This window comes from Streptomyces sp. NPDC001450 (assembly GCF_053597295.1).
Genome location: NZ_JBSFHY010000053.1, coordinates 21,790 through 44,193 on the forward strand (window position 1 = coordinate 21,790; position 22,404 = coordinate 44,193).

At 71.0% G+C, this 22,404-nt stretch carries 21 protein-coding genes; 8 read left to right on the top strand and 13 right to left on the bottom strand.

Going from position 1 to position 22,404, the window contains the following annotated elements; translation table 11 throughout:
• Positions 1 to 18: 18 nt before the first annotated feature.
• Both ACWC5O_RS39795 and ACWC5O_RS39800 read right to left on the bottom strand, forming a co-directional pair.
• Positions 19 to 1,584 carry a glycoside hydrolase family 53 protein gene (locus tag ACWC5O_RS39795; protein WP_450581353.1) on the bottom strand — a complete coding sequence of 522 codons (1,566 nt, stop codon included), beginning with the start codon at positions 1,582 to 1,584 and terminating at the stop codon, positions 19 to 21.
• Between the two features lie 114 nt (positions 1,585 to 1,698).
• Positions 1,699 to 3,720 (bottom strand): beta-galactosidase, encoded by a 2,022-nt coding sequence (locus tag ACWC5O_RS39800; RefSeq protein WP_450581355.1) that lies wholly within the window; start codon positions 3,718 to 3,720, stop codon positions 1,699 to 1,701.
• A gap of 240 nt (positions 3,721 to 3,960) precedes the next feature.
• Between ACWC5O_RS39800 and ACWC5O_RS39805 the strand changes: the two genes are divergently transcribed.
• The 4 genes from ACWC5O_RS39805 to ACWC5O_RS39820 are packed head-to-tail and all read left to right on the top strand — an operon-like array spanning position 3,961 to position 8,193.
• Positions 3,961 to 5,277, top strand: coding sequence for an ABC transporter substrate-binding protein (locus ACWC5O_RS39805; RefSeq protein WP_450581357.1), 1,317 nt, complete (start codon positions 3,961 to 3,963; stop codon positions 5,275 to 5,277).
• Positions 5,274 to 6,263 carry a carbohydrate ABC transporter permease gene (locus tag ACWC5O_RS39810; protein ID WP_450581359.1) on the top strand — a complete coding sequence of 330 codons (990 nt, stop codon included), beginning with the start codon at positions 5,274 to 5,276 and terminating at the stop codon, positions 6,261 to 6,263. Before ACWC5O_RS39805 ends, ACWC5O_RS39810 begins: the two co-directional genes overlap by 4 nt.
• Positions 6,260 to 7,165 (top strand): carbohydrate ABC transporter permease, encoded by a 906-nt coding sequence (locus ACWC5O_RS39815; protein WP_450581361.1) that lies wholly within the window; start codon positions 6,260 to 6,262, stop codon positions 7,163 to 7,165. The genes ACWC5O_RS39810 and ACWC5O_RS39815 overlap by 4 nt, the downstream gene beginning before the upstream one ends.
• Positions 7,162 to 8,193 carry a LacI family DNA-binding transcriptional regulator gene (locus ACWC5O_RS39820; protein ID WP_450581363.1) on the top strand — a complete coding sequence of 344 codons (1,032 nt, stop codon included), beginning with the start codon at positions 7,162 to 7,164 and terminating at the stop codon, positions 8,191 to 8,193. The genes ACWC5O_RS39815 and ACWC5O_RS39820 overlap by 4 nt, the downstream gene beginning before the upstream one ends.
• Positions 8,194 to 8,288: 95 nt before the next feature.
• On the opposite strand, the gene ACWC5O_RS39825 is transcribed toward ACWC5O_RS39820, so the two are convergent.
• Both ACWC5O_RS39825 and ACWC5O_RS39830 read right to left on the bottom strand, forming a co-directional pair.
• Complete coding sequence (locus tag ACWC5O_RS39825; protein ID WP_450581365.1) at positions 8,289 to 8,972, bottom strand: response regulator; 684 nt, start codon at positions 8,970 to 8,972, stop codon at positions 8,289 to 8,291.
• On the bottom strand, positions 8,969 to 9,817 hold the full coding sequence (locus tag ACWC5O_RS39830) for a sensor histidine kinase (RefSeq protein ID WP_450581367.1): 849 nt from the start codon (positions 9,815 to 9,817) through the stop codon (positions 8,969 to 8,971). Before ACWC5O_RS39830 ends, ACWC5O_RS39825 begins: the two co-directional genes overlap by 4 nt.
• Positions 9,818 to 9,956: 139 nt before the next feature.
• On the opposite strand from ACWC5O_RS39830, the gene ACWC5O_RS39835 reads away from it, so the two are divergent.
• The 4 genes from ACWC5O_RS39835 to ACWC5O_RS39850 all read left to right on the top strand — a co-directional run bounded on the left by ACWC5O_RS39835 (position 9,957) and on the right by ACWC5O_RS39850 (position 13,921).
• On the top strand, positions 9,957 to 10,664 hold the full coding sequence (locus ACWC5O_RS39835; protein ID WP_450581369.1) for an ABC transporter ATP-binding protein: 708 nt from the start codon (positions 9,957 to 9,959) through the stop codon (positions 10,662 to 10,664).
• Positions 10,661 to 12,970 carry an ABC transporter permease gene (locus ACWC5O_RS39840; RefSeq protein WP_450581371.1) on the top strand — a complete coding sequence of 770 codons (2,310 nt, stop codon included), beginning with the start codon at positions 10,661 to 10,663 and terminating at the stop codon, positions 12,968 to 12,970. Before ACWC5O_RS39835 ends, ACWC5O_RS39840 begins: the two co-directional genes overlap by 4 nt.
• 128 nt (positions 12,971 to 13,098) lie before the next feature.
• The gene (locus tag ACWC5O_RS39845) at positions 13,099 to 13,449 is read left to right on the top strand and encodes a VOC family protein (protein ID WP_450581373.1); all 351 of its coding nucleotides are present in this window, start codon (positions 13,099 to 13,101) and stop codon (positions 13,447 to 13,449) included.
• A 73-nt stretch (positions 13,450 to 13,522) separates the two neighbouring features.
• A complete protein-coding gene (locus ACWC5O_RS39850) occupies positions 13,523 to 13,921 on the top strand; it encodes a MarR family winged helix-turn-helix transcriptional regulator (protein ID WP_450581374.1) in 399 nt (132 codons plus the stop codon).
• Here the strand turns inward: ACWC5O_RS39850 and pqqB are convergent.
• From pqqB to ACWC5O_RS39895, 9 genes are all read right to left on the bottom strand, one after another.
• On the bottom strand, positions 13,918 to 14,808 hold the full coding sequence (gene pqqB, locus ACWC5O_RS39855; protein WP_450781192.1) for a pyrroloquinoline quinone biosynthesis protein PqqB: 891 nt from the start codon (positions 14,806 to 14,808) through the stop codon (positions 13,918 to 13,920). The genes ACWC5O_RS39850 and pqqB overlap by 4 nt on opposite strands.
• A gap of 65 nt (positions 14,809 to 14,873) precedes the next feature.
• The gene (locus ACWC5O_RS39860; RefSeq protein WP_450581378.1) at positions 14,874 to 15,986 is read right to left on the bottom strand and encodes a hypothetical protein; all 1,113 of its coding nucleotides are present in this window, start codon (positions 15,984 to 15,986) and stop codon (positions 14,874 to 14,876) included.
• Between the two features lie 106 nt (positions 15,987 to 16,092).
• A complete protein-coding gene (locus ACWC5O_RS39865) occupies positions 16,093 to 16,488 on the bottom strand; it encodes an SseB family protein (RefSeq protein ID WP_450581380.1) in 396 nt (131 codons plus the stop codon).
• On the bottom strand, positions 16,422 to 16,790 hold the full coding sequence (locus ACWC5O_RS39870) for a hypothetical protein (protein ID WP_450581382.1): 369 nt from the start codon (positions 16,788 to 16,790) through the stop codon (positions 16,422 to 16,424). The genes ACWC5O_RS39865 and ACWC5O_RS39870 overlap by 67 nt, the downstream gene beginning before the upstream one ends.
• A gap of 153 nt (positions 16,791 to 16,943) precedes the next feature.
• Positions 16,944 to 17,150 (bottom strand): GntR family transcriptional regulator, encoded by a 207-nt coding sequence (locus ACWC5O_RS39875; protein ID WP_450581384.1) that lies wholly within the window; start codon positions 17,148 to 17,150, stop codon positions 16,944 to 16,946.
• Entirely contained in the window at positions 17,147 to 17,704 is a 558-nt protein-coding gene (locus ACWC5O_RS39880) for a cysteine hydrolase family protein (protein WP_450581386.1), read from the bottom strand. The genes ACWC5O_RS39875 and ACWC5O_RS39880 overlap by 4 nt, the downstream gene beginning before the upstream one ends.
• The gene (locus ACWC5O_RS39885) at positions 17,701 to 19,206 is read right to left on the bottom strand and encodes a purine-cytosine permease family protein (protein ID WP_450581388.1); all 1,506 of its coding nucleotides are present in this window, start codon (positions 19,204 to 19,206) and stop codon (positions 17,701 to 17,703) included. The genes ACWC5O_RS39880 and ACWC5O_RS39885 overlap by 4 nt, the downstream gene beginning before the upstream one ends.
• A 163-nt stretch (positions 19,207 to 19,369) precedes the next feature.
• Positions 19,370 to 21,088 carry a purine-cytosine permease family protein gene (locus ACWC5O_RS39890; RefSeq protein ID WP_450581390.1) on the bottom strand — a complete coding sequence of 573 codons (1,719 nt, stop codon included), beginning with the start codon at positions 21,086 to 21,088 and terminating at the stop codon, positions 19,370 to 19,372.
• Between the two features lie 161 nt (positions 21,089 to 21,249).
• Positions 21,250 to 22,332, bottom strand: coding sequence for a substrate-binding domain-containing protein (locus ACWC5O_RS39895; protein ID WP_450581392.1), 1,083 nt, complete (start codon positions 22,330 to 22,332; stop codon positions 21,250 to 21,252).
• Positions 22,333 to 22,404 lie beyond the last annotated feature (72 nt).

A 22,404-nucleotide genomic window follows, 5' to 3' on the forward strand; every position in this document is an offset into this window, starting at 1 on the left:
GCCCCCGTCAGGGGTGGTTCAGCGGTGGCTGAACCACGACACGGAGGAGAGCGCCTTGTCGTCGTAGCCGAACAGGGCCTGGTTCTCCCAGCCGTTGCCGGAGGTGGCGTCGGTCGGGTCCCAGCCGTTGCCGGTGACCGCGGTCCAGGTCGCCTCCCAGTAGAAGACGCCGAGGCCGCGGCCGTTCGGGACGGCCTCCACGATGCTCGCCACGTCGTTCATCCACTTGGTCTGGCCGGCCACGGTCGCGGGGTAGCCGGAGACCAGCTCGCCGGTGGTGTCGATCTGGTTGACCAGCGAGTCGTCACTGTCCAGCCGGAAGGGGTAGGCCGTCTCGGCGACGAACACCGGCTTGCCGTAGCGGGAGGCCGCGTCGTCCAGAGTGGTCTGGAAGTCGGAGAGCGGGCCGTGCCAGTAGCCGTAGTACGACAGGCCGATCGCGTCGAACTTCACGCCGCCCGCGACCGCGTTGTCGAACCACCACTCCGTTCCGGCCTTGTCACCGCCCTTGGCCAGGTGCAGCGCCACGACCGTTGACGAGTTGACCGCCTTGACGGCGTCGTAGCCCGAGTTGATCAACCCTGCGAGCCGGCTCCAGTTGTCCGTCGATCCCTCGGACCACAGCATGCCGCCGTTGATCTCGTTGCCCACCTGGACCATGTCGGCGGTGGTGCCCTGGGCCTTCAACGCGTTCAACACGTCGTACGTGTGGTTGTACACGTCCGTCTTGAGCTGGCTGTACGAGTGCCCCGCCCAGGCGGCCGGCTTGGTCTGGGCGCCCGGGTCGGCCCAGGTGTCCGAGTAGTGGAAGTCGACCAGCAGCTTCATGCCGGCCGCCTTGACGCGCTTGGCCATGGCCAGGACATGAGCCCTGTCGTTGAAGCCGTCGGCCGGGTTCACCCAGACCTTCAGCCGCGCGTAGTTCATGCCGGCGTTCTTCAGGATGGTGACGGCGTCGCCGGTGGTGCCGGAGCTGGTCCTGTACACCCCGCCCTTGGCCTCGCTCTTGGCGAGGGAGAGGGAGGAGATGTCGGCGCCATGGATGGACGTCCTCGTGGTGCCGGACGTGAAGGTCAGGTCGTCGACATTGATCCAGTTGCCCGCGTTCGCGTCACTGTTGATGCTGATGGTGCACTGGTTGCTGGTCACATTGATCGGCGTGACGATACGGATCCACCCACTGGACGAGATCGGCAGATCAGTGCGCTGCTCGGCGCTCCCGCAGTTCTTGAGCGCTATGTAGGCCGAGTTCTGCCCGCCGCTGGAGCGGACCCACGCGGTCAGTGTGTAGTTGCCGTTGGTCAGCCCGGAAAGGTACTGGTACGTCTCCACCTTGTACGCGGAGGACGAGTAGTGGGTCAGGCGGTAACTCCCGCCGTGGCCGCCGGACTCGGTGTACGAGGCGCCCGTGTCGCCGTACTCGGACCAGCCGGTGGGCACGGCCACGCCGGAACCGTCGGACTCGAGGCCGCCGTTGGTCAGGGAGCTCGCGGCCTGGGCACTCTGGGCGGGCAGGGCGGTGAGGGCGAGCCCGGCCGCGAGCGGCAGCAGCAGGACCCTGATGGTGCGTCTGGGATGGAACATCGTCGTCCGTCGTCCCTTCGACGTAACTGGGTTGGGGGTGTCCTCCGGTGGGGGCCGGAGGACAGCCCCTCCGCCCGCGGCTCTCGTGGCACACGCGGACGGAGGGGAGCCTGCTCAGCCGTCGAGTCGTACGACCCGCACGGCCCCCGCCGGGACCGCCAGCCGGCCCGCTGCGCGCTCGCCCGTCAGCAGCTCGGTGCCGGGCGTGTCCAGCGGCACCTTGGCGTCGCCGGCGGTGTGGTTGATCGCGAAGAGGTAGGTCCCCGACTCCCCGCTGCGGCGCACGACCTCGACGTCGCGGGGCAGGTCGGCGCGCGGGGCGAGCCCGGCGTCGTCGGCGGCCCAGCCGATGAGCGCGTCCAGGCCGTGGGTGTCGAGGCGGGTGGAGACGTACCAGGCGGTGCCCTCGCCGAGCCGGTGCCGGGTCACGGCCGGGCGGCCGGCGGTGAGCCCGTCGGCATACGTCCACACGGGGTCGGCGCCGCGCGGCACCACGAACTCCGTCCACACGTCCCCGGTCAGCTCGGAGCCGTCGGGCCCGGTCAGGCGCACCCGCTCGTCGCGCAGCAGCGGCGAGAACTCCTCCACGGTCAGGCCGAGGACGTCGCGCAGCGCGCCCGGGTAGGCGCCGTCGTGCACGGCGTCGTGCTCGTCGACGATGCCGGAGAAGTACGACACCACGAGCGTGCCGCCGTTCTCGACGTGGTCCCGGACGTTGTTCCCGGCCGCCTCCGTCATCAGGTACAGGGCCGGTACGACGACAAGGGGATACCTCGACAAGTCGGCTTCCGGGTGGACGAAGTCGACCGTGAGGTGGCGGTCGTACAGGGCCTCGTAGAAGGAGTCGGCGCGTTCGCGCGGGTCGTGGTCCTCGCTGGGCCGCCAGGAGAGGTTCTGCGCCCACCAGGACTGCCAGTCCCACAGCATGGCCACGTCGGCCTCGGTGCGGGTACCGCGTACGGTGCTCAACGAGTCCACGGACGCGCCGAGTTCGACCACCTCGCGCCACACGCGCGTCTGCGTGCCGCCGTGCGGGAGCATCGCCGAGTGGAACTTCTCGGCGCCGCGCCGGGACTGGCGCCACTGGAAGAACATCGCTCCGTCGGAGCCGCGGGCCACGTGGGCGAGGGAGTTGCGGGCCATCTGGCCGGGGGCCTTGGCGGGGTTGCGAGGCTGCCAGTTGACGCCTGAGGTGGAGTGTTCGAGCAGCAGCCAGGGGGTGCCGCCGGCCACGGAGCGGGTGATGTCCGCCGCCATGGCGAGGTTGACGTGGGTGCGGCGACCGTCGGTGATCAGGTAGTGGTCGTTGGTGACGAGGTCGACCTCGCGGCCCCAGGCCCAGTAGTCCATGGAGTCGCACTGGCTGAGGGCGGTCATGAAGTTGGTGGTCACCGGGACGCCCGGCGAGAGGCGGTGCAGGATGTCCCGCTCGGCGCGGAAGTTCTCGCGGATGGTGGCATCGGCGAACCGCCTGTAGTCCAGCGCCTGACCCGGGTTGCCGACGGTCGGTGTCGCGCGCGGCGGGTTGATCTGCTCGAAGCTCGCGTAGCACTGGCCCCAGAAGGCGGCGCCCCAGGCCTCGTTGACGCCCTCGACGGTCCCGTAGGTGTCCGCGAGCCAGCGGCGGAAGTGGGCGGCGCAGGAGTCGCAGTAACAGGCCGAGACGGGGACGCCGTACTCGTTGTGCACGTGCCACAGGGCGAGCGCGGGGTGGTCGCCGTAGCGCTCGGCGAGCTTCGTGGTGATGCTCGCCGCGGCGGAGCGGTAGGCGGCGTTGCTGTGGCAGATCGCGCCGCGCGAGCCGAACTCGTAGCGCACGCCCTCCGCGGTCACCGGCAGCGCCTCAAGGTGCTCCCGGTAGAACCAGGCGGGCGGCACCACGGTGGGCGTGCCCAGGTCGACGCGGATGCCGTTGTCGTGCAGCAGGCCGATGACCCGGTCCAGCCAGCCGAAGTCGTACTCACCGGGTGAGGGCTCCAGCAGGGCCCAGGAGAAGATCCCGACGCTGACCATCGTGACGCCGGCCTCACGCATCAGCCGGACGTCCTCCTGCCAGACGCTTTCCGGCCACTGCTCGGGGTTGTAATCCCCACCGAAGGCGAGCCCGGTGAGGCCCCTGGGGCTGGTGTCCGGCATAGATCTCTCCCGTGAAATCGACCATTTGGGAACGTGCACACACAGCGGCGGTAGTGCGAGCCCAACATAACCGCACAGCAACAACCATTGACAAGTGTCTGGGATGTTTCTCTACTGTGAACGCTCACAGAAGCATGGCAGGGGGTTTGCGGCATGCGAACAACCCCGTGTCATGTGAACGTGCACATCTGCATGGCAGGTCCCCGCAGCAGGCGGGGACCCAGGTCAGGGGAGAGATCCATGCCGCACACGAAGCGCCTTCGCCTCGTGACATCCGCCGTCGCCGTCGCGCTGGGCGCCACCGCCCTCACCGCCTGCGGCTCCGGGGACGACAGCCAGGCCGAGTCCGGCCCGGTTTCACTGACGTACTGGACCTGGACACCCGGCATGGACAAGGTCGTCGACCTGTGGAACAAGGGGCCGGGCAAGAAGGACAAGATCACCGTCACGGTGAGGAAGCAGGCGTCCGGCGACACCCTGGTCACCAAGATCCTCACCGCGCACAAGGCGAAGAAGGCGCCCGACCTGGTGCAGGCCGAGTACCAGGCGCTGCCGACCTTGGTCAGCAACGACGCGCTGGCCGACATATCCAAGGAGGTCGGCGACGCCAGGAGCAAGTTCGCCGACGGCGTCTGGCAGCAGACCACTCTGGGCACGGACGCGGTGTACGCGGTGCCGCAGGACATCGGCCCGATGATGTTCTACTACCGCGAGGACCTGTTCAAGAAGTACGGCCTCCAGGTCCCCACCACCTGGGAGCAGTTCGCCGAGACTGCCCGCGCGCTGAAGAAGAAGGCGCCGGACAAGTCCCTGACCACCTTCTCCGCCAACGACTCCGGCCTCTTCGCCGGTCTCGCCCAGCAGGCCGGCGCCAAGTGGTGGACCACTTCCGGCGACAAGTGGAAGGTCGCCATCAACGACGCGGCCACCCAGAAGGTCGCCAAGTTCTGGGGTGGGCTGGTCAAGGAAGGTGTCATCGACAACCAGCCGATGTACCAGCCGGCCTGGAACAAGGCGCTCAACACCGGCAAGGAGATCGCCTGGGTCAGCGCCGTGTGGGCGCCGGGCACGCTGACCACGGCCGCGCCGGACACCAAGGGCAAGTGGGCCATGGCCCCGCTCCCCCAGTGGTCGCTCGACCAGGACGTCACCGGCAGCTGGGGCGGCTCCTCCACCGCCGTCACCACCGACTCCCAGCACCAGGCCGCCGCCGCGAAGTTCGCCGCCTGGCTGAACACCGACGGTGACGCCCTGAACGCGCTGGCGAAGCAGGGCGGCATCTACCCGGCCTCCACGTCCGCCCAGCTCAGCGGCGCCTTCTCCAACCCGCCGGCGTTCTTCTCCAACCAGCCGGACTTCTACACCAAGGCCGCCGCCATCGCGAAGACCACGGCGCCGTCTGCGTGGGGCCCGAACGTGAACGTCGCCTACGCGACCTTCAACGACGCGTTCGGTGCCGCCGCGAAGAACAAGTCGGGCTTCGGCGCCGCCCTGGACAAGATGCAGGACGCCACTGTCGCCGACATGAAGAAGCAGGGCTTCGGGGTTTCTCAGTGACCAGCACCGCAAGCCGGAAGTCGTACGGGGTCGAGGGGGCCCCGTACGCCCTCCCGTCTCCCGCCACCACCCTCGAACGAGCGCGAAGCGCCCCCTATGTCTTCCTTCTCCCCGCCACGATCCTCTTCGCGCTCTTCTTCGCGCTGCCCATCGGCTACGCGGTCTGGCTCAGCTTCCGCAAGGTGCACGTCTCGGGCCTCGGCCTGGGCCCGGGCGCCCGCAACGAGGTCTGGGCCGGCTTCGAGAACTACACCGAGGCCTTCCAGGACAGCGAGCTGCTGCACGGCGCGCTGCGCGTGCTCGGCTACGGCTGCATCGTCGTCCCGGTGATGCTCGGCCTCGCGCTGCTGTTCGCGCTGATGCTGGACACCGACCGGGTGCGGCTCGCCCCGTTCACCCGGCTCGCGATCTTCCTGCCGTACGCCGTCCCCGGCGTGGTGGCCGCGCTGATGTGGGGCTTCCTGTACCTGCCGGACGTCAGCCCGTTCTACTACGTGCTCGACAAGCTGGGCCTGCCCCAGCCGGACCTGCTCGACGGCGGCCCGCTGTACCTCGCCCTGTCGAACATCGCGGTCTGGGGCGGCACCGGCTTCAACATGATCGTCATCTACACCTCGCTGCGGTCCATCCCGGCCGAGGTGTACGAGGCGGCGAAGCTGGACGGCGCCACCCCGCTGCAGACCGCGCTGCGGATCAAGATCCCGATGGTGGCGCCCTCGCTGGTGCTGACCTTCTTCTTCTCGATCATCGCGACGCTCCAGGTGTTCAACGAGCCGACCACCCTGAAGCCGCTGACCAACTCCGTCAACACGAGCTGGAGCCCGCTGATGAAGGTGTACCAGGACGCCTTCCACCGCGGCGACATCTACTCGGCCGCCGCCGAGGCGACCCTGATCGCGCTCGCCACCCTGGTGCTCTCCTTCGGGTTCCTGCGGGCGGCGAACCGCCGGAACAAGCGGGACGCCAGTCAAGGAGCCGCACGATGAGTTCTCTTGCCCTCAGCAAGACGGAGCCGGCCGCGGGCGTCACTCCGGGTTCGGCCTCGGGCCCGCCGCTGCGCCGCCGGATCGCGCTGATACCGACGGTCACGCTCCTGTTCGGCGCGGTGTACACGCTGTTGCCGGTGGCCTGGGTGGTGATCGCGTCCACCAAGTCCGGGCACGAGCTGTTCTCCACCTTCACCTTCCTGCCCGGCACCGGTTTCACCGGCAACATCAACGACCTCAACGCCTACCGCGGCGGCATCTACTGGCAGTGGATGGCCAACTCCGCCCTGTACTCCGGTCTCGGCGCCCTGCTGTCGACCGTCGTCTCGGCGTTCAGCGGCTACGCGCTCGCGACCTACCGCTTCCGGGGCCGGGAGACGATCTTCAACGTCCTGCTCGCGGGCGTCCTGATGCCGCCGGTGATCCTCGCCATCCCGCAGTACCTGCTGCTGGCGAAGGCCAACCTCACGGACTCCTACCTGTCCGTGCTGCTGCCGCAGATCCTCTCCCCGTACGGCGTCTACCTGTCCCGGATCTACGCGGCCGCCGCCGTCCCCGCCGACGTGGTGGAGGCCGGGCGGATGGACGGGGCGAGCGAGTGGCGGATCTTCACCCGGATCGCGCTGCCGATGATGATCCCCGGCATGGTCACGGTGTTCCTGTTCCAGTTCGTGGCCGTGTGGAACAACTTCCTGCTGCCGTTCATCATGCTCAGCGACGACGAGCGGTTCCCGCTCACGCTGGGTCTGTACACGTTGCTGGAGCAGGGCTCCAACACCCCGGCGCTGTACACGCTGGTGATCACGGGCGCGTTCCTCGCGGTCCTCCCGCTGATCGCGCTGTTCCTGGTCATCCAGCGGTTCTGGAGCCTTGATCTCCTCTCCGGAGCCGTAAAGTCATGACCATGAGCAATTCGGGGGGCCGGCGCAAACCGCCGACGATCCACGACGTGGCGCGCGAGGCAGGGGTCTCACGGGGCACCGTCTCGCGCGTGCTCAACGGCGGGCACTACGTCAGTCCCGCCGCGCAGGAGGCGGTCAACGCCGCCATCCGCAGGACCGGGTACGTCGTGAACCGGCACGCCCGCTCGTTGATCACGGGACGCTCCGACTCGGTCGGCTTCCTGCTGACCGAGCCGCAGGAGCGGTTCTTCGAAGATCCCAACTTCAACGTGCTGCTGAGCGGTTGCACCCAGGCGCTGGCCGCGCACGACATCCCGCTGCTGCTGATGCTGGCGGGCACGAAGGACGAACGGCGGCGCATAGCGCGCTACATCACGGCCGGGCACGTCGACGGGGTGCTGCTGGTCTCCAGCCACTCCGGCGATCCGGTCGCGGAGGAGCTGCGGGAGGCGGGTGTGCCTCTGGTCGCCTGCGGCAAGCCGATCGGCCTCGGCTCGAAGGTCAGTTATGTGGCCGCCGACGACCGCGACGGCGCCCGGGACATGGTCCGGCACCTGCTGTCGCTGGGCCGCCGCCGGATCGGTGTGGTCACCGGCCCGCTGGACACCCCGGGCGGGGTGGAGCGGCTCGCCGGGTACAAGGAGGTGCTCGCCGAGGCGGGCGTCGAGGTGGACGAGCGGCTGATCGTCTCCGGCGACTACAGCCGGGCCAGCGGCGAGGCGGGCGCGGAGCGGCTGCTCGCGCAGGCCCCGGACATGGACGCCGTGTTCGTCGCCTCCGACCTGATGGCGCAGGGCGTGCTGGCGGTGCTGCAGCGGGCGGGCAGGCGGGTGCCGGAGGACATCGCTGTCGGCGGTTTCGACGACTCCCCCGCGGCGACCGCCGTCACCCCGGCACTCACCACCATCCGCCAGCCGTGGGACCGGATCAGCTCCGAGATGGTGCGGGTGCTGCTCGCCCAGATAGGCGGCGAGGACCCGGCCGCGGTGATCCTCCCGACGGAACTGGTGCGCCGCGAGTCGACGTGAGCCCCCGCGCCCCGAAGGGGCGCGGGGAACTGCGCGACCAGCCACGACGGCGCTGCGGCCGACCAGCGGCGCATCCCGGCACTTCCGGCGGAGCGCTACCGCTTCCCGGGTCTGACCAGCCCCGTCTCATAGGCGAGAACGACCGCCTGGGCGCGGTCGCGCAGCCCCAGCTTGGCGAAGATCCGGGCCACATGGGACTTGACCGTGGCCTCGCTGAGGGTCAGCTCGGCGGCCAGTTCGGTGTTGGACAGGCCGCGTCCCATCAGGGCCAGCACCTCCCGTTCGCGGGGTGTGAGGGCGGCCAGGTCGGTGGGGACGGCCTGGGCCGTCCGCTCGGCCTCGGCCGCGTACCGCTCCACCAGGCGCCGGGTGATCTGCGGCGCCAGCAGGGCGTCGCCGGTGCCGACGAGTCGTACGGCCGCTGCCAGGTGCTCCGGCGTGACGTCCTTCAGCAGGAAGCCGCTGGCCCCGAGCGACAGGGCCGTGTACACGTACCGGTCCAGGTCGAAGGTGGTCAGCATCAGCACCCGGCAGTCCGGGGTCTGCTCCAGGATGCGCCAGGTGGCCTCCAGGCCGTCCATGGTCGGCATCCGGATGTCCATGAGCACGACGTCCGGCGAGAGTTCACGGGCGGCGGCGACCGCCTCGACGCCGTCGGCGGCCTCGCCCACCACCTCGATGCCCCGGGCCGTGAGGATCAGCCGGAAGCCGGTCCGGATGAGCGTCTGGTCGTCGGCGATCAGGACGCGGGGCGCCCCTTCGGGCGACGGCGCCGTCACGGGCGGTCCAGGGGTATGCGGGCGCGGACGCGGTAGCCCCCGCCGAGTCTGCGCCGGGCGTCCAGGTCCCCGCCGTAGACGGCGACCCGCTCGCGCAGTCCGAGCAGACCGCGCCCGGTGCCCGCCGCGTGCGGTTTCGGTGCGGCCGGGCCGGTGCCGGTCAGCACGCTGGGGCCGGTGTTGAGCACCTCGACGCGCAGGGCGTGGTCGGCGTAGCGCACGGTCACGTCCGCCTTACCGCCGTCGCCGTGCCGGAGCGCGTTGGTCAGGGCCTCCTGGATGATGCGGTAGGCGGTCACGTCGACTCCCTGGGGCAGCGGGCGCGGCTCGCCCGAGATGTGGACCTCGACCGGCAGGCCGGCGAACGATATCCGGTCCACCAGATGACCGAGCCGGTCGAGGCCGGGCTGCGGGGCGAGGGGCGTGCCGGGGACGTCGGCGCGGGCCGGGCCCGGGTCGGTGTCCTCGCCGTTCTGCGCGGGCGCCAGCAGCCCCAGCAGGTGTCTGAGGTCGGTCATGGCGCCCCGCCCGGCGTCCTCGACGGCGCGCAGGGCGGTCGCGGCCTCGTCGGGCATGGTGCCGAGCACCTCGCGGGCGGCGCTCGCCTGGACGACCATGAGGCTGACGTTGTGGCTGACGATGTCGTGCAACTCGCGGGCGATCCGGTCGCGTTCGGCCGCGATCGCGGCCTCGGCGGCGCTCTCCCGCTCCCGCTCCAGCAGCCAGCCCCGCTCCCCGACCGCGGCCTGCCACCGGCGCCGAGTGCGCGCCCATGCGACCGTCAGCATCACGACGGCCGCGCACGCCACCGCGAGCGCCGCCGCCAACACGTCGTACTCCCCCATGGCCCAACTCTCGCAGACGGCACTGACATCCGCATCGACCTGTGGATTCAGCGCCCTGCATCTGTGGGATGAGTCCCGCCGCGGGGTGCGATCCGGGGAGGGATGCCCAGGTCCCCGTCGGCCCTCTAGCGTCCTGTCCATGGTCACTGAGGTGAGAACGGGAGACACCGTCGTACGGCTCGACGGGGTGCGCAAGGAGTACGGCGAGACGGTCGCCCTCGACGGGGTCTCGCTGGAGATCCGGGCCGGGGAGGCGGTCGCGGTGATGGGGCCCTCGGGATGCGGCAAGTCCACGCTGCTCAACATGATCGCCGGTCTCGACCGGCCGTCGGCCGGCACGGTCGTCGTACACGGCGAGAGCGTCGGGGAGTTGAGCGAGAAGGGGCTCGCGCTGTACCGGCGGCGCCGGATCGGCATGATCTTCCAGTTCTTCAACCTCATCGACGATTTGTCGGCGCTCGACAACGTGGCCCTGGCCGCCCAGTTGACCGGGACACCGGCCCGGCAGGCCCGGCGGCGGGCGCTGGAGCTGTTCGGGGAACTCGGCATCGCCGACCGCCGCAACGCCTACCCCGCGGTGCTCAGCGGCGGTGAGCGGCAACGGGTCGCCGTGGCAAGGGCGTTGATGAACCGTCCCGCGCTGCTGCTGGCCGACGAGCCGACCGGCGCGCTGGACAGCAGGGCCGGGGAGCAGGTGATGGATCTGCTGCTGGACCTGAACCAGATCGGCCAGACCCTGGTCATCGTGACGCACGACCAGCATCTCGCGCGGCGCTGCGCGAGCCGACTGGTGGAGGTCGCCGACGGCCGGGTGACCGGCGAGCACACCCTGGAGCCGTCCGCATGAGGGCGGTGTGGAAGGCCGCGCGGGCGGCCGTACGCCGGCGCAGACTTCAGACGCTGGTCATCTGGCTGGTCACGCTGGTGTCGACGGGGTCGCTGGTGGTCGCGTTGGGCCTGGTCGACGGGGCGTCCGCGCCCTTCGACCACGTCTTCGGGAAACAGCGCGGGCCGCATGTCATCGCCGCGTTCGACTCGGCCGAGGTGTCGGACGCCCAACTGGCGCACGCGGCCCGGCAGCCCGGGGTCGAGGCGGTGGCCGGACCGTTCCGGCAGGCCTCGGTGGACCTGCCGCGCGGTGCGGGGGACTTCGGTCTCGGCGGCGAGATCACGGTCGTAGGCAGGCCCGGTCCCGGTGGCCCGGTGGACCGGGTGAACCTGTGGGCGGGCCGGTGGCCCACCCGGCCGGGGGAGATCGTCCTGAACCGGCAGTCCGACTGGACCGCCGACGACATGGGCAAGAAGTTCCGCGTGCCGTCGGGCCCCACGCTCACGATCGTCGGGTTCGCCTTCGACCTGAGTCACACGGCGGACGCCTGGGTCGTCCCGGACCAGATCACTGCCCTGCACCCGACCGGCACCCAGATGCTGTTCCGGTTCCGGGACGCGTCGTCGGAGCGCGCGCTGCGCGCGGCAATGGCCGACGTGACCGAGGACCTGCCGAAGGGCGCCCTCGCCGGATCGGAGACGTATCTGGCACTGAAGCACCGAGTCGGCAGCACCGCGCGCGCGTACGCGCCGTACCTGATGGCGTTCGGTGTCCTGGGCATCCTGGTGGCGGTGCTGATCGTCGCCAACGTGGTCGGCGGGGCGGTGGTCTCCGGGTTCCGGCACATCGGCATCCTCAAGGCGCTGGGGTTCACGCCGGGGCAGGTGCTGGGCGTCTACCTCGTGATGATCTCCGTACCGTCCGTCCTGGGCTGTGCGCTCGGCACACTCGCCGGCAACCTGCTGGCGCACCCCTTCTTCCAGTTCGTGTTCTCCGGGCCGAACTCGGGGGTGCTGCACGACAGCGTCGGTATCGAGCCCTGGGTGAACGCGCTCGCCCTGCTCGGCATGCCGCTCGTGTGCGTGCTCGCGGCCCTGGGACCCTCGCTGCGGGCGCGCCGGATGTCGGCGTCGCGGGCGATCAGTGCGGGAAGTGCGCCACGTGCCGGACGGGCGCTGGGCATCCAACGGCGCCTGGCGGGTGCCCGGTTGCCCCGGTCGGTGAGCCTGGGCGTGGGGCTGTCGTTCGCCCGGCCGGCGCGCAGCGCGCTCACGCTGTCAGCCGTGGCCCTCGGCGTGACGACGGTGACGTTCGCGACCGGTCTGGCGGCGACGCTGACCGACTTCGGGCATGCGGGGCAGCGCGCGTTCGACGTCACCGTGTATGTCGGCAACCACCGGCACGGCAAGGAGGTGCGGCCGGTGCACAGCGACCGGCAGCTCCAGGCGATGCTGGAGTCGTTGCCGGGAGCGACCCGGGTCACGGCGCGGTCGGACGAAGAGGCGCTACTCGTCGGCTCCACCCAGGTCGTCATGTTCGAGGGCCGACGCGGGGACGTGCCCCTGGACAGCACCCTCATCCGGGGCCGCTGGACGCACCGCACCGGGGAGGTCGTGGCCGGCACGGCGTTCCTGCACCGGACCGGCACGCACGTCGGAGATCACCTGCGACTGCGCAAGGGCGGCCGCGAGGAGCGGTTGACCATCGTCGGCGAGACCATGCTGGACGACGACCGGCTGGTCGTCGGCGCCTGGCCGACGGTCACAGCCCTGATGCCGGACGTGAAACCCATCGCCTACCACGTCAGACTCCGCGAGGGCGCCGATCAGCAGGCGTACGCGCGCGCGGCGCGGGCGGCCGACCCGGGTCTGTCCCTCCAGCTGAGCGGTCCGAACAACGTCACCCGCACCATCGTCGGCTCCGCGACCGCGCTCACCCTGATGCTGGCCCTGGTCTCCTCGCTCGGCGTGTTCAACACGGCCGTCCTCAACACCCACGACCGGCGCCGCGACCTCGGCATGCTCAAGTCGATCGGCATGACCCCGCGCCAGGTCACGGTGATGACGATGACCTCCATGGCCGTGCTCGGCGCGGTGGGCTCCCTGCTCGGGATCCCGCTGGGGATCGTCAGCTACGAGCTGGTGATCCCGCGGATGGCGGCGGGAGTCGACATCACCCTGCCCTCGTACATGACGGACGTCTGGCACACCCCGACGTTGGCCGGTCTGGCCCTGGCGGGGCTCGTGATCGCGGTCCTGGGCGCGTTCGTCCCGGCCCGGCGGGCCGCCCGCCTGACCGTCGCGGAGGTGCTGCACAGCGAGTGACCACCCGGCCCGGGGAGCCCGCCGCCGCAACCGGTCAGGATCGGAGAAGCGGCGCCGGGCTCCCCCGCCCTAGCGTGAGAGCACCGACGGAAGCCCGTCGGCCCACGCACCTCGAAGGAGTGAGTTCCATGACCGCCGGCCTGCAGACGATCATCTACCCCGTCAAGGACAAGGACCGGTCCAAGGCCCTGTTCACCGCCCTGCTGGGCGTCGAGCCGTTCGCCGACGAGCCCTACTACGTCGGATTCAAGGCCGCCGGACAGGACGTCGGCCTCGACCCGAACGGGCACGCGCAGGGGCTGACCGGACCGGTGCCGTTCTGGCATGTCACCGATCTCCGGGAGCGGCTCGCCGCGCTGCTGGCGGCGGGCGCGGAACTGCTCCAGGACGTGCGGGACGTCGGCAACGGCAGGCTGGTCGCCTCGGTGAAGGACCCCGACGGCAATCTGGTGGGGCTCCTCCAGGACCCGGCCGCCTGAGGCCCGTAGGAGTGCTTGCACCCGCACTAGTTGCACACTCAATAATTGGCCGAATGGGTGCTACGGTGCGGGTATGGCAGTCAAGACGGCCGATGCCCGCCTCGAGGAGCGGTGGCGGGACATCCTCACGCTCCACGCGCACACGATGTGCGAGATCGACCGTGCCCTGCACCCGCACGGGCTGGGCGCGAGCGACTTCGAGGTGCTGGACATCCTCGCCACCGCGGCGCCCGAGGAGGGCGACCAGTGCCGGGTGCAGAACCTGGTCGGACGGGTCCATCTCAGCCAGAGCGCGCTGTCCCGGCTGATCGGCCGCCTGGAGAAGGAGGGCCTGGTCGAGCGCTCGGTGTGCGCGGAGGACCGGCGCGGGGTGTGGGTCGCGCTCACGGACAAGGGCCGCGCCCTGTACGCCGAGGTACTGCCACTGCAGCGGGCCGTGCTGGAGCGGATGCTGGCCGAACGGGCCGGCTAGAGCGTCAGTTCCGCCCCGTCCGGCAGGACCTCGACCCCCTGCTCGGCCACGCGCGCGCGTGCCCGTGAGGCGGGGTCGAGCAGCGGGTTGGTGTTGTTCAGGTGGGTGTAGATCCGGCGCGGGCCGGGGTGGCGGGCCAGTGCCTCCAGTGAGCCGTGCGGACCCGTGACCGGCAGGTGTCCCATGGCGGCCTGCCCGGCACCGGTCCGCACCGCGCTGCCCATCTCGTCGGCCGCGAAGAAGGTGCCGTCCAGCAGCACGCAGTCGGCCGACGCGCACAGCTCGTCCAGGACGGGGCTCCAGGCGCCGACGCAGGGCGCGTACACCAGCACTCCCCCGCTGGCCAGGTCCTCGACGCGGTACGCCGTCACCCAGGGCCCGCCGGTCTCGGGCGCCTGTGCCGGTACGTACTTCGGGATCTTGGTGCCCACCGGATGGGCCGTGACGACCAGTCCGCCGGACAGCACGAAGCCGCCGTCGGCCAGGCTGTCGGTCCACTCCCAGGAGGCGTAGCGGTCCAGGGCGGCGCGGGCGGGAGTGAGGACGGCGCGGACCGGCGGGGCCGCGTAGACCTTCAGGCCCGCCGCTCCGCGCAGCTCGGTCAGACCGGTGACGTGGTCCACCTCCGCGTCGGTGAGCAGGACCCCGCGCAGCGGGGTGTCCCGGGGCCCGGGACCGGGCCGGAGGGCTGGGGCGGCGGTGAGCTGGGTGCGCAGATCGGGCGACGCGTTGAGCAGCCACCAGTCCCGGCCGTTGCCGGTGACGGCGGCGCACTCCTGGGTCCGGGAGGGCAGTTTCCCGTCCCGGGCGGCCGCGCACAGCGCGCAGGCGCAGTTCCACTGCGGGAAGCCGCCTCCGGCGGCGGTACCCAGCAGGACGACCCTCACGACCATCGGCTCCTTCGCGTGCGGCAGGCCTTCCGGTGGGATCTTCCCGCCGGAGGGCGGGGTGACTACTCGGAGACGGGGGGCAGTTCCGGCCGTCCTGCGCCGGGCCGCCGATCCACCGGGCGCTGCGGCGGGATGGGCCCGCCGGAGAAGTCGCGGGGGCCGGTCCACAGGCCCGGCACCGCGTCGCAGCGGCGGCACAGCTCGTACGCGACCGTCTCGTAGTTGACCCGCCAGCCCTGGAAGTGCGGCCAGGCCTCCTTCGGGCTGCGTTCCGCGCGGAAACCGGCCGCCCCCAGCATGGCCACCGCCTCGGCGAACTCCTCGAAGGCCAGCCGGATCGGACTGCCCGGCGAGGGATCCGGATCGAAGGGGATGCGCACCACCCGGGCGATGTCGCGTAGGGCGGTGAACCCGGCGCGCAGCACCAGACGGGCCTCCGGCGGGGCGAGCCGCGGGTCCAGCGCGAGCTGCAGGGCCGCCGCGTCCATGACGGCGACAAGCCCGACCAGCCAGCTGCGGTGCGGGCGCGGGGAGCGGAAGGTCAGCAGGATCGGATACGTGGAGTGGCTCTCACCCATGTCCGAGGCGAGGCGCTCCCAGGATCGGTACAGCGCGGGCAGCGCGGTCTCGGTCTCGACCAGCCACTGCCGGGCGAGGATCTCCGGTCCCCAGGCGGGCTCGCCGGCCCGCGCCTGGAGCAGGGTGACCTCCAGTTCGCGGCGGTTGTAGGCGGCGTAGAGGGTCGGCAGGTAGGCGATCTGGAGGGCGATCAGGACGGGTCCGGTGGCCGCGGCGACGAAGTCGAGCACGGACAGTCTCAGCCGGGCGTCGCTCGCGAAGCCGAGCGTGAACAGGCTGGATCCCGCCTCGCGGAAAGCGGTCGTCCAGGACAGCGGGGACGCCGCGTACAGCAGGAGGCCGAAGCCGAGCAGGGCCCCGCCGAGCCAGGTGACGAGCATGCCGATCAGCATCAGCGGGGCGAGCCAGGTCTGGGCGCGATCGATGGCGTGGTAGCCGCCACGCGGGGCGGTGAGCCTGAGGAGCCTGCGCAGCAGCCACCACAGGCGGAACACCAGCGCGGAGTAGAGGCCTCGGGGGACCACGAGGGTGCGGAGGATGCTGGTCAGGACCAGCACCAGTACCAGGCCGCCTGCTGCTCCGGAGATCCATTGCATGCGGTTATTCTGGCGCGCGAGAGGGCGGGCCCCAGGGTGCGTGCGCGCCTGCGGGTGCTTCGTGGCTTGTCGCGCGGATCCCCGCGCCCCTTGTGTTGCTTGTGTTTCACCGTGCCAGAAGCGTCCGTACTCCCTGTGACGTGAGGGTCAGGCCGTGGGTCGAATTGCCGTCTATGGCCAGGGAGAGGCCGTCGTCGGGCCAATGGGCGGCCAGTGTGCCGAGCGGTACCAGGTGGTAGCGGGAGACGAAGGGCAGCAGGGCGGCCATCGTTCCCTCCGAGGTGAACACGGGGACGACGGGATCGCCCCCGGCCTGTTCCATGACGGGCAGGGCGATCGTCGAGTCGTTGTCCTCGCCGTCCACCGCGTCGTCCGGCACGGGGACGAGCACGTCGCTGTGGGCGAGGGTGTCCAGGGCGGCTTGGTCCTCGGCGTTCACGGCCAGCGCGTCCAGCGCCTGCTGGGCCGGCGTCGGAAGGTCGTCGTGTGCGGGTGTTTCCATGGCAGATCCCCAGGTAGCGGCGGTCGTACGGCCACGCGTGCGGGCAGGCGCCCGGGCGTGCTCCGCTCGCGTACCCCGTGCGGCCCGGGGCATGCGTGCGGATTCCGGGGAGGGCGGGTGGAGACCCGCCGCTCTCCGTGGTCGGGCCGTAGCACGGCGCGCAGCAGCTCCTCGGTGAGCGAGTCCTGGCCGCGCCCCCGGGCGGGCAGCTCCCGGATCACGGACACGGGTGGCAGGTAGCTGCGCTCGTACGACACCACGGTGCCGTCCGCGACCAGCTCCCGGGTCCGCTGCACGCACACGAACGCGTTCTTCTCCAGGCCGAGTTCCCCGGCGAGGCCGCTGTCGTGCGTCTCGTGTACGGCGAGGGTGCACAGCCGGCTCCCGACGCCCTGGCGGGCCGACGCGCGGGCCCGGCCGAGCCGGTCGTCCGGCGGGCGGCCGTCGCGGAGGACCTAGGAGCCCTTGCCGCTGCGCGTGGTGATCAGCCCCTCCTCCGTCAGTTCGGCGAGGGCCGCGCGGACCGTCGTACGGCTGGCGCCGAACCGTTGGGCGAGGGCGTGTTCGCCGGGCAGCTGCTCCCCCGGCGGGCGGCGGCCGCTGCGGATCTCCCGGGCGAGGATCCGGCTGACCCGCTGGTGCTTGAGCGGGACGCCGGTCACGGCCGGGCCTCGGCGAGCAGGTCGTCGATGGTGGTGACCCGGATCAGCGGCCGGTAGAGGTCCAGCACCTGCAGGGTCTTGACGTGGGAGTCGTCGTCCACGCCCGCGCAGGCGTCCGCGACCACCAGGACCTCCGTGCCGGCGTCGGCGGCGGCCAGGGCGGTGGACAGCACGCAGCAGTCGGTGCTGACGCCGGCCAGGACCAGGCGGCCGTCCGGGCCGACGCGCTCGGCGAGTTCCGGGGTCCACTTGCCGAAGGTGGTGGCGTCCACGATGTGGCCGGCGTGATCGGCGAACTCGTCCACCAGTTCCCACAGTTCGGCGTCCGGCGGCTGGCGGGCGAACGGCCACCGGGCGTAGTAGGCGCGCCAGGCACCGGTGGGCTGCTCCGGTGCCAGGAAGCGGGTGAAGGCGACACGGTCGCCGAAGGCCGGCAGCAGACGTCGTACGCCCGCGGCCGCGTCGGCGAAACGGGAGGTGGCCCAGGGGCCGGCCGGGTCGGCGAAGACGCGCTGCATGTCGATGACGGCCAGCAGGCCGGGGGCGGAGGTCATGTGCTGTACACCCCCTCGTTCGGCGACGGGCTCGGCGCCTGGGCCTCCTGCTCGCGCACCCGGTCCCGGCCCAGCAGCAGGGTGCCGAGGAAGGCGAGCGCGAGGGCGACCAGGACGCCGAGGTTGGCGTACGCCCAGGCGCCGGTCCTGCCGCCCAGGCCGAGCGGCTCGAGGAGGTAGCCCTGCCAGGTCAGCCAGCTCGCGAAAGTGTTGGTGACCAGGCCCCAGCCGACGGCGGTGGCGCCGAGGGTGAGCAGCAGCGGCAGCAGGGGTATGTCGCCGTAGCGGCCGTGCGGGCGGTACAGGTCGCCCTCGCCGTAGTCGCGGCGGCGCAGCGCGAGGTCGGCGAGCATGATGCCGCACCAGGCGGCGATGGGCACGCCGAGCGTGGTGAGGAAGCCCATGAACTGGGCGAGGAAGCTGTCGGCGAAGAAGACGACGTAGACGGAGCCGGCGATCATCAGGATGCCGTCGAAGAGGGCGGCCAGAAAGCGGGGCACGCGCAGGCCCGCGGAGAGCAGGGCCAGGCCGGAGGAGTAGATGTCGAGGACGGCGCCGCCCACCAGACCGAGGACGGCGACCACCGCGAACGGCACCAGGAACCAGGTCGGCAGGATCGTGGTCAGCGCGCCGATCGGGTCGGCCGCGATCGCCTTGCTCAGCGTGGCGGACGAGCCGGCCAGCAGGAGGCCGAAGACCAGCAGGAGCAGCGGGGCGGCGGAGGCGCCGAAGGTGGTCCAGCCGATCACGCCCCGGCTGGACGAACCGCGGGGCAGATAGCGGGAGTAGTCCGCTGCGGCGTTGACCCAGCCGAGCCCGAAGCCGGTCATCATGAAGACCAGCGCGCCGATGAACTCCTGGGCGGAGCCCGCCGGGATCGCGCTGACCGTGCTCCAGTGGATGTGGTCGGCGACCAGGCCGACGTAGACGACGGTGAGCACGCCCGTGATCACGGTGATCCAGGTCTGCAGACGCATGATCAGGTCGAAGCCCATGACGCCGCCGACCACGGTCAGCGCGGCCACCACGACGAGGGCGACCACCTTGGTCTCCGTGCCGCCGCCCCAGCCCAGCCGGCTGAAGACGGTGGCGGTGGCCATGGTGGCGAGGGCGGTGAGGACGGTCTCCCAGCCGACGGTGAGCATCCAGGAGATCACGGACGGCAGGCGGTTGCCGCGCACTCCGTAGGCGGCCCGGCTGAGCACCATCGTGGGCGCCGAACCACGCTTGCCGGCGACCGCGATGAAGCCGCAGAGCAGGAACGAGACGACGATGCCGAGCACGCCGGCGGCGAGGGCCTGCCAGAAGGAGATACCGAAGCCGAGGGCGAAGGCACCGTAACTGAGGCCCAGAACCGAGACGTTCGCACCGAACCAGGGCCAGAACAGCGTGCGCGGGGTGCCCTTGCGCTCCGCGTCCCCGATCACGTCGAGTCCGTGCGTCTCCAACTGGATCTGCCGGCCGGTGGATCTGCTGCCGAGGGAGTCCTGCGGATGCGTCATCGCCGACCAACCTGTCCTGCCTGTCCAGACGTGTCCGGTCGAGGCTAGGTCGGTGCGTGGCGGGGCGCAAGGGAAGCCGCAGCGGGACGGGACGGCCGGTTCAACCGTTCGGTTGAACCGACCGCACGACGCGCGGCCACGGTGTGCCGGGGCTTCATCGACCTCATGCAGGAGACGGACCGTTGCCGCTGCCCGAGCGCACGGCGGGCATGGCCAGGTCGACCGGTCCCGACGGGCCCGCGCTCTTGCAGGAGTCGTGGCAGTCCTTCTCCAGGCTGCAGCACAGCGAGCAGATCGCGCCCTGGTGGAAGGGGCAGCCCGCCATGTCCGGCCGCTCGAACTCGGTCGTGCACACCGAACAGGTCAGCGTGGCCGCCGAGGGCAGTCCGTCGGCGCCCAGCAGCGGTTCGTCCAGGTCGTCGACGCGGGCGATGTAGTAGCGCCCCTTCGTGAGCACCGCGAACAACGGCGAGAGCACCATCGCCAGGAACAGCGCGATGAACGGCGAGAACGCCTTGCCGTACGCGCCGAACGCCTCGAAGTAGGCGGCGATGGACACCGCGGAGGCGATCAGCATCGAGCCGAAGCCGACCGGGTTGAAGTGGTAGAGGTGGGCCCGCTTGAACTCGATGTACGAAGGACTCAGCTTCAGCGGCTTGTTGATCACCAGGTCGGCGACGACCGCGCCGATCCAGGCGATGGCCACGTTGGAGTAGAACCCGAGGACGGTGTTGAGGAAGCCGAAGACCCCGCCCTCCATGAGGGCCAGCGCGATGCCGACGTTGAGGAAGATGTAGACCACGCGGCCCGGGTGACGGTGCGTCAGCCGGGAAAAGAAGTTGGACCAGGACAGCGAACCGGAGTAAGCGTTGGTGGAGTTGATCTTTATCTGGGAGAGGATGACGAAGAACGTGGCCAGGCCCAGCGCGACGGGAGCGGCGAAGGTCCCGAACCCGTGGACGTACTGCTGGATCGGCTCGTTGGCCTTGGACAGCCCGACGCTGCCGGCGATGAAGAAGGCCAGGAAGGCGCCGCCGATCTGCTTCAGCGCGCCCAGGACCACCCACCCGGGCCCGGCGCCCAGCACCGCGGCCCACCACCGCTTGCCGTTCTCAGGCGTCTTGTCGGGCATGAAGCGCAGGTAGTCGACCTGTTCACCGATCTGCGCGATCAGCGACAGCGCGACACCCGCACCCGCCCCGACACCGAGCATGCTGATGCTCGACCCGGTGGGCGAGTCGCCCGCGAAGTGGGTGAACTCCGAGAACTTTCCGGGCTCCTGGATCGCGATGGACACGAACGGCGCGACCATCAGCACCAGCCAGACCGGCTGGGTCCACACCTGCATCCTGGACAGCGCGGTCATGCCGTAGACGACCAGCGGCAGGATGATCAGCGAGCAGATGACGTACCCGACGGCCAGCGGGATGTGCAGGCCCAGCTCCAGGGCCTGCGCCATGATCGACCCTTCGAGGGCGAAGAAGATGAAGGTGAAGCTGGCGTAGATCACCGAGGTGAGGGTCGAGCCCAGGTAGCCGAAGCCCGCACCGCGGGTCAACAGGTCCATGTCGATGGAGTACTTGGCCGAGTAGTACGAGATCGGTATGCCGGTGAGGAAGATGACCACGGCCGCCGCCAGGATCGCCACCATGGCGCTGGAGAAGCCGTGGGAGAGGGCGATGGAGCCGCCGATGGCGAAGTCCGCGAGATAGGCGATGCCGCCCAGTGCTGTCGTGGCCACCACGTACGGCGTCCAGCGGCGGAAGGACTTGGGCGCGTAGCGCAGCGAGTAGTCCTCGAGCGTGTCGTTCTGGGTCCAGCCGTTGTAGGTACGGCTGCCGGGCGGGGCTGGTGGTGCCTGCTTGTCGATGGTCTCCGTCACGGCTCTTCCCTCTTCCGCAGGGGCAGTTCTTCCGCTGGGGCGGTTCGAGGGAAGGTTGGCGCCGACGTGTTTCCCGCCAGTTTCGAGGCCTTTAAAAGCCTTGATACTTCCTGACGAAAGTATTTCTGCTCGGGGTAGTGTCCACGGACAGCCGAGGGGAGTCAGAGTTGGGCGACGACGTCGAAGGCGAAGGCGTCCGCTCTGGCCAGGTAGAGCCGCTGCTCGAGGTGGTTGCCGCGCAGCCGCACGGGACCGCGCGGGCCCTCGTAGGCGACCTCGTCAGCTGCCGCGCGCATCGCCCGTACGTCCAGCGTCCGGGCCCGTGCCGCCAGGGCGGCGAGCAGTCGGAGCCCCTCGAAGCACGACTCGCCGAGGCTGCCGACCACCGGCGCCTCCACCCCGAACCGCCGTGCGTAGCGCCGCCCGAAGTCCAGGCTCTCCGCGGTGGCCAGCGTCTCGAAGAAGCCGGCCGCCGCCCACAGCCCCTCGGTGGCGTCGGCGCCCGCCGCCAGGAGCATGTTCTCGTCCAGGTGCGTGCTGAGCCGCTGGCAGCGGGCGGGAAGCCCGTAGGAGGCGAAGGCCCGGCTGAAGCGCACCGCGTCCTCTCCGACCAGCAGCATCAGTACCGCGTCCGCCGCGCACCGCTCGATGCGGCGCAGCACCGGCCCGAACTCCTCGGTGCCCAGCGGTACGAAGGCCTCCGCGAGCACCCGGCCTCCGACGGCGCGGGCACAGCGCCGTGCCGCGCGCGCCGTCACCCGGGGCCAGACGTAGTCGTTGCCCACGGTGCACCAGCGCCGCGCGCCCGTCGCCTCGGCCAACAGCCGCATGGACGGCAGCAGTTGGGCGGTGTCGGTCTCCCCCGTCAGGAACACCCCGGGCGTGTGCTCGCCGCCCTCGTACTGCGCGGTGTAGACGTAGGGGACCCGGTCGGCGATGCGGGGCGCGAGTGCGCGGCGGACCGCGGAGATGTGCCAGCCCACCACCGCGTCGACCGCGCCCAGCGACACCAACGCCTCGACCTCGGCCGCCACGTGCCGTGGCGGTGCCCCGCCGTCCACCACGAGGAGCCGAACCTCCCGGCCCAGGATGCCGCCCGCCGCGTTGAGTTCGTCGACGGCCAGCAGCGCCGACGTCTCGCACGACGGCCCGAAGATGCCCGCGGGGCCGCGCAGCGGCACGACGAGGCAGACGGTGAGCGTGTCCTCCGCGCTCCCGGTGCGCCACGACGGCCTGGAACCCATGACATCGACCTCCCCGAGGGCTGGTGGAGGACGCACATCGCCTCCCCCGGCCCCGGCACCCTCGCGGAGGCC